The sequence below is a fragment of the Pseudomonas sp. 3296 genome (genome assembly GCF_031456615.1).
GTDB classification, from domain to species: domain Bacteria; phylum Pseudomonadota; class Gammaproteobacteria; order Pseudomonadales; family Pseudomonadaceae; genus Aquipseudomonas; species Aquipseudomonas mucoides.
In genome coordinates, this window is the sequence record NZ_JAVDUY010000005.1 from 463,239 (window position 1) to 476,211 (window position 12,973).

A 12,973-nucleotide genomic window follows, 5' to 3' on the forward strand; every position below is an offset into this window, starting at 1 on the left:
GGAGGGTATAAACCTGAAAATACCCCAACCTCCCAGCCCGGCGTCCCACTCGCATGCGAATTCAGAAAAAAACCGCCTTGATCGCAGGTCTGCTAATGGCCATGGCAGCGCTGGGCACCTGGTACCTCGTCAAACCGGCCACGGCAAAGCTCGCTGCCCCGACCGCCATCCCGGTGCGTGTGGTCAACGTCGTTGAGAAAGACGTGCCGCGTTATGTCAGCGGCATCGGGTCGGTGTTGTCCTTGCACAGCGTGGTGGTGCGCCCGCAGATCGACGGCATTCTCACAAAAATCATGGTCAAGGAAGGCCAATTGGTGAACAAAGGTGACCTTTTGGCCACCATCGACGACCGCTCGATCCGTGCCAGCCTCGATCAGGCCCGCGCTCAACTGGGAGAAAACCAGGCGCAGTTGCAAGTGGCACTGGTCAACCTCAAGCGTTACAAATTGCTGAGTGTGGATGACGGCGTGTCCAAACAGACCTACGACCAACAACAAGCGCTGGTCAATCAACTCAAAGCCACCGCCCAGGGCAACCAGGCTTCAATCGACGCCGCTCAGGTGCAGCTCTCCTACACACAGATTCACTCGCCGGTCACCGGGCGCGTCGGTATTCGTACAGTGGATGAAGGCAACTTCCTGCGCATGACCGACGCCCAGGGCCTGTTCACCGTGACGCAGATCGATCCCATCGCCGTCGAGTTCTCCCTGCCGCAGCAAATGTTGCCGACCCTGCAAGGGCTGATCGGTGACCCGCAACGCGCCCAAGTGAAAGCCTACATTGGCGCCGACACCGACGGTGAAACCGGCAACTTACTCGGCGAAGGCCACTTGACCCTGATCGACAACCAGATCAACGCCAACACCGGGACCATCCGCGCCAAGGCCGAATTCAACAACCCCGGGCAGAAACTCTGGCCGGGCCTGCTGGTGACGGTAAAAATTCAGACAGCATTGGAGAAAGATGCGCTGGTGGTGCCGCCCACCGTCGTACAACGCGGTCTCGATCAACACTTCGTGTACCGGGTCAACGGTGACAAAGTAGAAACCGTGACCGTGCAGGTGGTTGCCCAAGGCAGCGGCCAGGACATCATCAAAGGCGTGAAACCGGGCGATGTGCTGGTCAGCGATGGCCAGTCGCGGCTCAAACCGGGGTCGACGGTGCAGGTCATGACCGATCCGCCACAAGTGGTGCAATCGGGGTCGAAGCCATGAAGGGCCACGGCTCGGTCTCGGCCTGGTGCATCGATCACCCGGTCGCCACCATCCTGCTGACCTTTGCGCTAGTGCTGCTCGGCGCCATTGCCTTCCCGCGCCTGCCGATTGCACCGCTGCCGGAAGCCGAATTCCCGACCATTCAGGTGGCCGCGCAATTGCCCGGCGCCAGCCCGGAGACCATGGCGTCGTCGGTGGCCACGCCGCTCGAAGTGCAATTCAGCGCCATTCCCGGCGTGACCCAAATGACGTCGAGCAGCGCCTTGGGCTCGACCAATCTGACCCTGCAATTCACCCTCGAAAAAAGCATCGACACCGCCGCCCAGGAAGTCCAGGCCGCGATCAACACCGCCGCCGGCAAGCTGCCGAAAGATATGCCGACGCTGCCGACCTGGCGCAAGGTCAACCCGGCCGACAGCCCCGTTCTGATCCTCAGCGTCAACTCCACGCAAATGCCCGGCACCGAGCTCAGTGACCTGGTGGAAACCCTGCTGTCCCGCCAGATCAGCCAGATCGAAGGCGTAGGCCAGATCAACATCACCGGTCAGCAACGTCCGGCGATTCGCGTTCAAGCCTCGGCGGACAAACTCGCGGCAATCGGCCTGACCCTGGCGGACATACGCCTGGCGATCCAGAACACCAGCCTCAACCTGGCCAAAGGTGCGTTGTACGGCGAGTCGAGCATTTCCACGCTGTCGACCAACGACCAGTTGTTTCACCCCGAGGAATACAGCCAACTCATCGTTTCCTACAAGGACGGCGCCCCGGTTCACCTGAGGGATGTCGCCAAAGTCGTCAACGGTTCGGAAGATGCTTACGTTCAGGCCTGGGCGGGCGACAAGCCGGGGGTGAACCTGGTGATCTCCCGGCAACCGGGGGCGAACATCGTCGAGACGGTGGATCGCATTCAAGCCGCGTTGCCGGCGCTGGAAGCCATGCTCCCCGCCTCGGTGCAGGTCAAGGTACTGGTCGACCGCACCCAGACCATCCGGGCGTCTTTACACGAAGTGGAAATCACCCTGCTGATCGCAATCATGCTGGTGGTGGCGGTGATGGCGCTGTTCCTGCGCCAATGGTCGGCGACATTGATCGTGTCCGCAGTATTGGGCGTTTCGCTGATCGCCAGCTTCGCCCTGATGTACATCATGGGCTTCAGCCTGAACAACCTGACCCTGGTGGCGATTGTGGTGGCCGTGGGGTTTGTGGTCGACGATGCGATTGTGGTGGTGGAGAACATTCACCGCCACCTTGAGGCCGGCGACGGCATGCGCGAGGCGGCGATCAAGGGTGCGGGCGAGATTGGCTTTACCGTGGTCTCGATCAGTTTCTCGCTGGTAGCGGCGTTTATTCCGCTGCTGTTCATGGGCGGCGTGGTCGGGCGGCTGTTCAAGGAATTCGCCCTGACCGCGACCTCGACGATCATGATTTCGGTGGTGGTGTCGCTGACCCTGGCGCCGACGCTGGCCGCGCTATTCATGCGGGCGCCGGTGCACCACGCCCACAGCAAACCGACCTTCGGCGAACGCTTGGTGGCCGGCTATGAAAAACTGCTGCGCCGCGCCCTCGCCCATCAAAAATTGATGATTGGTGTGTTTGGTCTGTCCCTGTGCCTGGCCATCGTCGGCTACATCTTCATTCCCAAGGGCTTCTTCCCGGTACAGGACACCGGTTTTGTCCTCGGCACCACCGAAGCTGCCGCCGACATTTCCTACGGCGACATGGTGAAAAAACACCTGGCGATGGCCGAGATCGTCGCGGCGGATCCCGCGGTTGCAGCGTTTTCCCACTCGGTCGGGGTGTCGGGCAGTAACCAGACCATCGCCAACGGGCGCTTCTGGATTTCCCTGAAAAAACGCGGCGACCGCGACGTCTCGGCCAGCCAGTTCATCGACCGGATTCGCCCACAACTGATGAAAGTCCCCGGCATCGTGCTGTACCTGCGCGCCGGCCAGGACATCAACCTCAGCTCCGGCCCGAGCCGCGCCCAGTACCAATACGTGCTCAAGAGCAACGACGGCGCGACCCTCAGCATCTGGACCCAGCGCCTCACGGAAAAACTGCGCAGCAACCCGGCGTTCCGCGACATTTCCAACGACCTGCAACTGGGCGGCAGCATCACCCACATCAGCATCGACCGCAGCGCCGCGGCACGTTTCGGCCTGACCGCCAGTGATGTCGACGAAGCGCTCTACGATGCGTTCGGTCAGCGTCAGGTCAATGAATTCCAGACCCAGATCAACCAGTACAACGTGATTCTGGAACTGGACACTCGCCAACGCGGCAAGGCCGAAAGCCTCAACTATTTCTACCTGCGCTCGCCCCTGAGCGGGGAAATGGTGCCGCTGTCGGCACTGGCCAAATTTGACGCGCCCACGGTCGGTCCGTTGTCCATCGCCCACGACGGCATGTTCCCGGCCGCCAACTTGTCGTTCAACCTCGCCCCCGGTGTGGCGTTGGGCGATGCGGTGATCATGCTCAACCAGGCCAAAGCCGAGATCGGCATGCCGGCGGCCATGAGCGGCAACTTCCAGGGCGCGGCCCAGGCATTCCAGAGTTCGCTGGCCAGCCAGCCGTGGCTGATTCTGGCGGCGCTGGTGGCGGTGTACATCATTCTCGGCGTGCTCTACGAGAGCTTCGTGCACCCGCTGACCATCATCTCGACACTGCCGTCGGCGGGGCTCGGCGCGGTGATCATGCTGTGGATCTGCGGCCAGGACTTTTCGATCATGGCGCTGATCGGACTGGTGCTGCTGATCGGGATCGTGAAGAAGAACGGCATCCTGATGATCGACTTCGCGCTGGACGCCCAGCGCAACCGTGGCTTGCCACCGGAAGAGGCGATTTTCCAGGCCTGTATCACGCGGTTCCGACCGATCATCATGACCACCCTCGCCGCCCTGCTCGGTGCGCTGCCACTGATGCTCGGCTACGGCACCGGCGCCGAACTGCGCCAGCCACTGGGTATCGCGGTGGTTGGCGGCTTGCTGGTGAGCCAGGCGCTGACGCTGTTCACCACTCCGGTCATATACTTGTGGCTTGAGCGGCTATTTCACAGGCCCAAACCTTCGCCGGTACCGGCGTTGGCGACCACAGACTGAGGCGGGGTCATGCGCGTTCTGATTATCGAAGACGAAGAAAAAACCGCGGACTATTTGCACCGCGGCCTGACGGAACAGGGGTACACCGTGGATGTGGCGCGGGACGGCGTTGAAGGCCTGCACCTGGCGCTGGAAAGTGACTACGCGGTGATCGTCCTCGACGTCATGCTGCCGGGCCTCGATGGCTTCGGCGTGCTGCGCGCCTTGCGTGCGCGCAAGCAAACCCCGGTGATCATGCTCACCGCCCGCGAGCGCGTCGAAGACCGCATCAAAGGCCTGCGCGACGGTGCCGACGATTACCTCGGCAAACCGTTTTCCTTCCTTGAACTGGTGGCGCGCCTGCAAGCGTTGACCCGGCGCAGCGGCGGTCACGAACCGGTACAAGTAAGCATCGCCGACCTGTGGATAGATTTGATCAGCCGCAAAGCGACCCGCGCCGGCACACGCCTGGACCTGACCGCCAAAGAGTTCTCGCTGCTGAGTGTGCTGGCCCGTCGGCAAGGCGAGATCCTCTCGAAAACGGCGATTGCCGAGATGGTCTGGGACATCAATTTCGACAGCGACGCCAACGTCGTCGAGGTCGCGATCAAGCGTCTGCGAGCCAAGCTCGACGGGCCGTTCGACGAGAAACTGCTGCACACGATTCGTGGCATGGGTTATGTGCTGGAGAGCCGTGGTGTCCAGTAACTCCATCGCGCTGCGCCTGAGCGGGATGTTCACGCTGGTGGCGCTGCTGGTGTTTTTGTTGATCGGCTGGGCGTTGTATCAGCAGGTCGACAAGGGCCTGGGTCTGTTACCCGAAGCCGAGCTGGATGCGCGGTACAGCGTGCTCGAATCCACCGTCGGCCGTTATGGCACGCCCGAGCATTGGGTGAAGATCAATAACAAGCTCAAGCTGCTTGGCGAGGAAGACAAACGCATCAGTTTCTGGATTATCAGCGGCGATACGCAGTACGAATATGGCAACCCGACACCGCAGATTCGCGCCTTCGCCGAAGGGCCGCTGGGCATGCGTGACTTGCAGTTGCCGGATCATCCTTATCCGCTGAAAGTGCTGGTGAGCCAGTTCCCGGCCAAGGATCAACGCCCGCCGCTGCGCTTCATGATCGGCATCGACACCGAAACATTTTTCGAGACTCAGCATCACCTGCTGATCGCGCTGATCAGCCTGGCGATTGTCGGCGTGTTGCTGGCGTCCGCGTTAGGGTATTGGGTGGCGCGCATTGGCCTTAAACCCTTGATCAAGCTGTCCCAGGAAGCCCAGCGTCTGGCGCCGCCGCTGCGTTCCGGACGCTTGCGCCTGTCGTCGCTGCCGCCGGAGTTGAATCAATTCGTCAACTCGTTCAACTCCACACTGGAGCGGGTTGAGCAGGCCTATTCGCGGCTGGAGTCGTTCAACGCCGACGTCGCCCATGAATTGCGCTCGCCGCTGACCAACCTGATCGGCCAGACCCAGGTCGCGCTGACGCGCGGGCGCTCGGCCGAACACTATTTTGAAGTGCTGCAATCGAACCTCGAAGAACTGGAACGGCTGCGCTCGATCATCAACGACATGCTGTTTCTCGCCAGCGCGGATCAGGGCAGCAAGGCCACCAAACTGACGTCCACCTCCCTCGCTGATGAAGTGGCGACGACGCTGGAGTATCTGGATTTCATTCTTGAGGATGCACAGGTTCAGGTGCAGGTCAGCGGCGACGCGCAGGTGCGGATCGAGATCGCGCATCTGCGCCGGGCGTTGATCAATTTGCTCAGCAACGCAGTGCAGCACACTGAACCCGGACAAGTGATTCAGGTGCGGATCGAGGTTGAGGAGCACCAGGTGAGCATTGGTGTGGCCAACCCTGGATCGCCGATTGCCAGTGAGCATCTGCCACGGTTGTTTGAACGGTTTTATCGGGTAGATGCGTCGCGCAGCAACAGTGGCAACAATCACGGATTGGGGCTGGCGATCGTCAAGGCGATTGCGCTGATGCATGGCGGCGATGTGTTTGTGCGCAGCGACCACGGCATGAATACCTTCGGTATTCACCTCCCCGTCTGACCCCACCCATGATCATTCCCACGCAGAGCTTGGGAATGATCACTGGCAAACTGTTGCTTCTGGCGCAACAGTCCTTTCTTCGATTGGCTCTGTTTCCCATCGGCCAAGATCCTTATCTTTGCCCGCACCAAACAGCACTTGCCAAGCAAGAAGGTTTAAAAGATGTCCAACATTACGGGTATTGCCAGCGCTTTCGTTTTGTCCTCATTGTTTCTGTCTCCGTTCGCAATCGCGGAAGAGTCGCAGACGTTCGTCGCGCAAAATGCTGCACGCGCCGCCGCCTACGATCAGAGCGAAATGACGGCCAAGGCTCAAGACGCCGCGCAAACCCCTCAAGCGTCCACTTCCGCCACCCAGCAACGGGTTGAGAAAGACAGCTGACTCATCGAACGACTGTTTCCCTCGACACTTTTCATCGGCTCTTCCCTTTGAAAAGTTGTCTTCAAAGCCGCTGCTATCAGCGGCTTTTTTTCATTGGGGGCAACGCAAGTGCGTTCCCGCTCAATGTCTTCTACGCTTGAATAAGTAAAGGCCAGCGCGTTTTGCTGGCCTTTTTTATGCTCTTCAAGCAGACAAACGCCCCATGCCAGTGAGCCCCACTCAACACCTTTCAGGCAAGACCCGTCGACCTGAGCTCATGGTGATGCTTGGCAGCCTGCTGACGGTGATCGCGATTCTCAGCATCGTCGCGTTTCTGCTGATCCGCGAACACGCCAACGCCCAGCAGGCCGCCACCCGTAGCGCGACGACCATTGCGCAGTTGATCGACGCTGATGTGCTGCGCACCGTCGAGCTCTACGACTTGACCCTGCAAGGCTTGATTGCCGCCTCGCAGCGCGAAGACCTGAAACAGGTTTCGCCGCAGATCCGTCATCTGGTGCTGTTCGATCGCTCCACCACCGCGCGTTTCAAGGGCGACATTTTGTTGTTGGACAAACACGGGGACGTCCTAGCCGACTCATCGATGATCGATCCCAAGCCCGGCAACTTTGCAGACCGCGACTATTTCCTCGCCCATGCGTTTAACAGTGACACCGGCATGTTCATCAGCCGGCCATTCAAGCCCCGCTGCGACTGCGACGACAGCGAGGAATGGCGAATCAGCTTCAGCCGACGCATCTCCTCGTCCACTGGCGAGTTTCTCGGCGTCGCCGTGGCATCGATGCGCCTCGCGTACTTCGAACAATTGTTCAACAGCCTGGACATCGGCAACGACAGTACCCTGAGTATCATCAATGACGACGGCATTCTGCTCGCACAAAAACCTCATCTGATCAACGACCCCATCGGCAAGAACTTCGCCGGCAGGCCCAATGTCATGCGCATCCTGCGTGAGGGCGCGGGCAGCTTCGACAGCGTGTCGAGCGTCGATCATCTACAACGCCTGTACACCTTTTCCAGGGTCGGCAACCTGCCGCTGACGGTCATCGTCGCGCTCTCCGGCAACGAAGTGTTCGCCACCTGGAAGCGCACCGCGATTGTCATCAGCGGTGCTACCGGCGTGCTGTGCATTGGCCTGCTCTGGCTGACCTGGATGCTGTGCCGCGAGCTACGCCTGCGCCATCACGCCGAACAGGAGTTGGCGCTTTTGGCTGCTACCGATGCCCTGACCGGTGTCGCCAACCGCCGCACCTTGGATCAGACCCTGCGCCATGAATGGTTTCGTGCTCAACGCTCGGGTAAGCCGCTGTCGGTGCTGATGGTCGATGCAGACCACTTCAAGGCGTTCAACGATCGCCATGGCCATCAGGGTGGCGATGATGCGTTGCGGGCCGTGGCCAGGGTGATCTGCGCCAATGTACGGAGGCCCGGGGACCTGGTGGCGCGGTATGGCGGTGAGGAGTTCTCGGTGATCCTGGCGGAAACGGACAATGCGGGAGCCCGGCAGATTGCCGAAAAAATCCGCGTGGCAGTGGAGCAGATGCCATTGGTGGCGGGCGCTGAAACGCCGATTACTGTCAGTATCGGGATCAGTACCTGGACGACGGAAAAAGAAATCAGTCTGGAACAGTTGCTGTTTATGGCGGACAAGGCCCTGTATCAGGCCAAGGAAGGTGGGCGCAATAGGGTGGTGACTGCGCAGTGAGTCCTGCGTTGCAGCGGAGGGCCTCATCGCATTGCTTTCCCAGGGGCATAAAAAAAGGCCACCCGAAGGCAGCCTTTAAAAACTAGAGAGGTTTTTTGCTTACACGGCCGCGACGGGACGCATGTAAGAGATCGGTGCAGTGCTGGCGTCTTCGAAAGTCACGACTTCCCAAGCATCTGTCTGCTCAATCAACTTGCGCAGCAGCTGGTTGTTCAATGCATGTCCGGACTTGAAGCCCTTGAACTCACCAATCAGGCTATTGCCCAGCAGGTAGAGGTCACCAATTGCATCGAGGATCTTGTGCTTCACGAATTCGTCTTCATAGCGAAGACCGTCTTCGTTCAGTACGCCATCCGCGTCGACCACAATAGCGTTTTCAACACTGCCGCCGAGTGCGAGGTTGTGCTTGCGCAGGTACTCGATATCACTCATGAAACCAAAGGTACGGGCGCGGCTGACTTCTTTTACGAACGAAGTGCTGGAAAAATCCACGCTTGCACTTTGTGTGCGGTCACGGAAAACCGGGTGATCGAAATCGATCTCGAAGCTCACCTTGAAACCTTCGAAAGGGACGAAAGTGGCGCGCTTGTCGCCATCTTCCACTGTCACTTCCCGCAGAATCCGGATGAACTTCTTGGCTGCGTCCTGTTCTTCCAGGCCGGCCGACTGAATCAGGAATACGAAAGGTCCAGCGCTACCATCCATGATCGGTACTTCGGACGCGGAGAGCTCGACGTAGGCGTTATCGATGCCCAGGCCAGCCATGGCCGAGAGCAAGTGCTCCACCGTGTCCACTTTGACGTCACCGTTAACCAGTGTGGTCGACATAGTGGTTTCGCCAACGTTTTCTGCGCGAGCAGGAATCTGCACCACAGGATCGAGGTCAGCACGACAAAACACGATGCCGGTGTCGATAGGCGCGGGCTTGAGGGTCAGGTATACCTTCTCCCCGGAGTGCAGGCCTACACCTGTGGCACGGATAATATTTTTCAGTGTGCGTTGTTTAATCATGGCTTGGGCCGCTTCAGCGCAAATTGCGAACTGGTATCAACAAAGGCTGGCGATGATAGCAGACCAGACCTTTGCTGAACACCAATCAACTTCATAGCCCTGATACATTCCATCAATCAGCCTGACGACGCAGGAAAGCCGGGATGTCCAGGTAGTCCAGATCATCTTGCGGATTCATCTTCGCGGCAGTCGCAGCACCGGCCTGAGCCTGGTTGCGCATGACAGTCGGACGGTCCAGGTCACGGTAGTTCACCGCTGGCTGTTCCTGACGAGCGGGCGCCGATTGTTGCGGCTGGGAGGCCATCGAGGTGTGAACGGTGTTGTCGATGACCTTCACAGGCTTCTCGATTTTCGCGCCCAGACCGGTCGCAACCACAGTCACGTGCAGCTCGTCGCGCATGTCCGGATCGATAACGGTACCGACCTTGACCATGGCGTGCTCGGAAGCGAAGGCTTCGATGATGCTACCCACGTCGGAGTACTCACCCAGGGACAGGTCAGGACCGGCGGTGATGTTCACCAGGATGCCGCGTGCACCTTGCAGGTTCACGTCTTCGAGCAACGGGTTGCGAATGGCCGCTTCGGTGGCCTCGCGTGCACGGTTCGGACCGCTGGCGCAGCCAGTGCCCATCATCGCCATGCCCATTTCGCTCATCACGGTACGGACGTCGGCGAAGTCGACGTTGATCATGCCCGGACGCTTGATGATGTCGGAGATACCGCGAACGGCACCGGCCAGTACATCGTCAGCCTTGGCGAATGCGGACAGCAGGCTTGCGTCCTTGCCAAGGATGGTCAGCAGTTTTTCGTTGGGAATAGTGATCAACGAGTCGACGCTTTCAGACAGCAGACGGATGCCTTCGTCGGCGATCTGCATGCGCTTGCGGCCTTCGAACGGGAACGGACGAGTCACCACCGCAACGGTGAGGATCCCCATTTCCTTGGCCACTTCGGCAATGATTGGCGCCGCACCGGTACCGGTACCGCCGCCCATGCCAGTGGTGATGAACACCATGTTGGTGCCCTGCAGGACTTCGGCAATGCGCTCACGGTCTTCGAGAGCGGCCTGACGACCTACTTCAGGGTTGGCGCCGGCGCCCAGACCTTTGGTCACACCGGTACCCAGTTGCAGGATGGTCCGCGCGCCGATGGATTTCAGCGCCTGGGCATCAGTGTTGGCGCAGATGAATTCAACGCCTTCAATGTTGCTCTTGACCATGTGGTTGACAGCGTTGCCGCCGCCTCCGCCAACACCGATAACTTTAATAACCGGGCTTGCGGGGATGTTGTCTACGAGTTCGAACATTTTCCCTCTCCTTTACGTTCTCTAGTTTTTTCGCCTACTGCCTGTATCTACAACGGTGCTGCGATAAATCTTTAGAAGTTGCCTTGTACCCAGCTCTTGATGCGATCGAGCAAGGCGGCTTTCGGTTCTTCATTGCTGTAGCTGTCACGGCTGCTGATGCCCGAGAACGAAATCCCGTCGGATTGCTTTTGCAGGCCGTACATCAACAGGCCAACGCCAGTGGAATAAATCGGGTTGCGGACCACGTCGTCCAGGCCCTTGACGCCATGGGGCACGCCCAGGCGGACCGGCATGTGGAAAATCTCTTCAGCCAGTTCGGTGGCGCCTTCCATCTTCGACGTACCGCCGGTCAGCACGATGCCGGCCGGGATCAGGTCTTCGTAGCCGCTGCGACGCAGTTCGGCCTGGATCAGCGTGAACAGCTCGTCGTAACGCGGCTCGACCACTTCGGCCAGGGCCTGACGGGACAGCTCGCGTGGAGGACGGTCGCCAACGCTTGGGACCTTGATGGTTTCACCGGCACCGGCCAGCTTGGCCAGGGCGCAGGCGTAGCGAATCTTGATTTCTTCGGCGTACTGAGTCGGGGTGCGCAACGCCATGGCGATGTCGTTGGTCACCTGATCACCCGCAATCGGGATCACCGCAGTGTGGCGGATTGCGCCTTCGGTGAAGATGGCGATGTCGGTGGTGCCGCCGCCGATGTCCACCAGGCACACGCCCAGTTCTTTTTCGTCGTCGGTCAGCACCGAATAGGCCGAGGCCAGCTGCTCAAGAATGATGTCGTCGATTTCCAGACCGCAGCGACGCACGCATTTTTCAATGTTCTGAGCGGCGTTGACGGCGCAGGTGACCACATGGACCTTGGCTTCCAGACGCACGCCGGACATGCCCAATGGCTCGCGAACGCCTTCCTGGTTATCGATCACGTAATCCTGCGGCAGGGTGTGCAGCACGCGCTGGTCAGCCGGGATCGCCACAGCCTGGGCAGCGTCGAGAACGCGCTCAAGGTCGGCCGAGCTGACTTCGCGATCACGAATCGCCACGATGCCGTGGGAGTTCAGGCTGCGGATGTGATTGCCGGCCACGCCGACAAACGCCGAGTGAATGCGGCAACCGGCCATCAGCTGCGCTTCTTCGATAGCGCGCTGGATCGACTGAACGGTGGACTCGATGTTCACCACCACGCCTTTCTTCAGGCCACGGGACGGATGAGTACCGATCCCGACGATTTCCAGCGTGCCGTCGTCCGCAACCTCACCGACCAGCGCCACCACCTTGGAGGTGCCGATATCGAGACCGACGATCATTTTGCCGCTTTGCACGTTTGCCATGGGTCCTGCCTCTTCTTAATTCTTCGCGACAGCGGGTTGGGCTGTCGTGGGCGCTACAGGTTCCCGCCAGCCAACAGCAAGGCCGTTGGCGTAGCGCAGATCGATGCGCGCAATGTTCGTAATCTGTTCTTTGAGCGTCTTGTCATAGATGGCAATGAAACGGCGCATCTTCTCCACCAGGTTGCCACGCCCCAACAGCAGTTCGATCCCCGGGCCGGCACTGCCGGCGCCGGTGGTCAGGAACCAGCTGCCGCGTTCACGCAACTCCAGGCGTGCAATCGAGAATCCCAGCGGCCTGAGCATCTGGCTCAGCACCTGGTATTGCTGCATGACCTGCTGTTGAGCCCGTTGTGGGCCGAACAGCTGTGGCAAATGTTCGTAGTTCGCCAGTTCACGCGGGGTGAACGCCTGGCCCTGGTTGTTCAACAGCGACTCATCGCCCCAACGGGCAACCGGCAGTTGTTCTTCCAGGCGGATCACCACCTGATCCGGCCACACCCGACGCACTTCGGCATGGGCAATCCATGGCATCGTCTCAAGCTCGGTGCGCATGCTCTCCAGGTCGATGGTGAAGAAGCTCGACGCCACGTACGGGGCGATCCGCTGCTGCACGGCTTGCTGGCTGATGTAACTCAAATCACCCTGCACGTTGATCTTGGTGATCGGCCGGTCGGCGTACGGCAGCAAACGCTGCGCGCCTTCGTAAGTGCCAAACCCCAGTGCAACCAACAGCACGGGCCAGAACAACGCTTTGAGAAAACCAAAATTGGCTTTCGGCAGGCGCATCGACATCGGCTCTTTGGCCACCATTCGGCTGGCACCCCGTGGCACCGGCTTGCGGCCGGGTGCGGGTGGAGGCTGATGTCTTAGCTGCGCGCCTTGCATG

The 12,973-nt window shown here is 59.9% G+C and carries 10 protein-coding genes; 6 read left to right on the forward strand and 4 right to left on the reverse strand.

Translation table 11 applies throughout. The annotated features are described in order from the left end of the window. The first annotated feature begins 53 nt into the window (after positions 1-53). The 6 genes from J2X66_RS16130 to J2X66_RS16155 all read left to right on the forward strand — a co-directional run bounded on the left by J2X66_RS16130 (position 54) and on the right by J2X66_RS16155 (position 8,439). Positions 54-1,214 (forward strand): efflux RND transporter periplasmic adaptor subunit, encoded by a 1,161-nt coding sequence (locus tag J2X66_RS16130; protein WP_310266006.1) that lies wholly within the window; start codon positions 54-56, stop codon positions 1,212-1,214. Further along, positions 1,211-4,312 (forward strand): multidrug efflux RND transporter permease subunit, encoded by a 3,102-nt coding sequence (locus tag J2X66_RS16135; RefSeq protein ID WP_310266010.1) that lies wholly within the window; start codon positions 1,211-1,213, stop codon positions 4,310-4,312. The genes J2X66_RS16130 and J2X66_RS16135 overlap by 4 nt, the downstream gene beginning before the upstream one ends. 9 nt (positions 4,313-4,321) lie before the next feature. Next, positions 4,322-4,999 carry a heavy metal response regulator transcription factor gene (locus J2X66_RS16140; RefSeq protein WP_007943491.1) on the forward strand — a complete coding sequence of 226 codons (678 nt, stop codon included), beginning with the start codon at positions 4,322-4,324 and terminating at the stop codon, positions 4,997-4,999. Beyond that, entirely contained in the window at positions 4,989-6,353 is a 1,365-nt protein-coding gene (locus J2X66_RS16145; RefSeq protein WP_310266014.1) for a heavy metal sensor histidine kinase, read from the forward strand. The genes J2X66_RS16140 and J2X66_RS16145 overlap by 11 nt, the downstream gene beginning before the upstream one ends. Before the next feature lie 162 nt (positions 6,354-6,515). After that, positions 6,516-6,734, forward strand: coding sequence for a hypothetical protein (locus J2X66_RS16150; RefSeq protein ID WP_059182184.1), 219 nt, complete (start codon positions 6,516-6,518; stop codon positions 6,732-6,734). Between the two features lie 202 nt (positions 6,735-6,936). After that, a complete protein-coding gene (locus J2X66_RS16155) occupies positions 6,937-8,439 on the forward strand; it encodes a sensor domain-containing diguanylate cyclase (RefSeq protein ID WP_405046780.1) in 1,503 nt (500 codons plus the stop codon). Between the two features lie 99 nt (positions 8,440-8,538). Here the strand turns inward: J2X66_RS16155 and lpxC are convergent, their stop codons facing one another. The 4 genes from lpxC to J2X66_RS16175 all read right to left on the reverse strand — a co-directional run bounded on the left by lpxC (position 8,539) and on the right by J2X66_RS16175 (position 12,972). Then, the gene (gene lpxC / locus J2X66_RS16160; protein WP_008060300.1) at positions 8,539-9,450 is read right to left on the reverse strand and encodes a UDP-3-O-acyl-N-acetylglucosamine deacetylase; all 912 of its coding nucleotides are present in this window, start codon (positions 9,448-9,450) and stop codon (positions 8,539-8,541) included. A gap of 112 nt (positions 9,451-9,562) precedes the next feature. Further along, entirely contained in the window at positions 9,563-10,756 is a 1,194-nt protein-coding gene (gene ftsZ, locus J2X66_RS16165; RefSeq protein ID WP_007943486.1) for a cell division protein FtsZ, read from the reverse strand. A 71-nt stretch (positions 10,757-10,827) separates the two neighbouring features. Continuing rightward, positions 10,828-12,087, reverse strand: coding sequence for a cell division protein FtsA (ftsA, locus tag J2X66_RS16170; RefSeq protein ID WP_123435068.1), 1,260 nt, complete (start codon positions 12,085-12,087; stop codon positions 10,828-10,830). 15 nt (positions 12,088-12,102) lie between these two features. Continuing rightward, positions 12,103-12,972 (reverse strand): cell division protein FtsQ/DivIB, encoded by an 870-nt coding sequence (locus J2X66_RS16175; RefSeq protein ID WP_027922694.1) that lies wholly within the window; start codon positions 12,970-12,972, stop codon positions 12,103-12,105. Position 12,973: the final 1 nt, after the last annotated feature.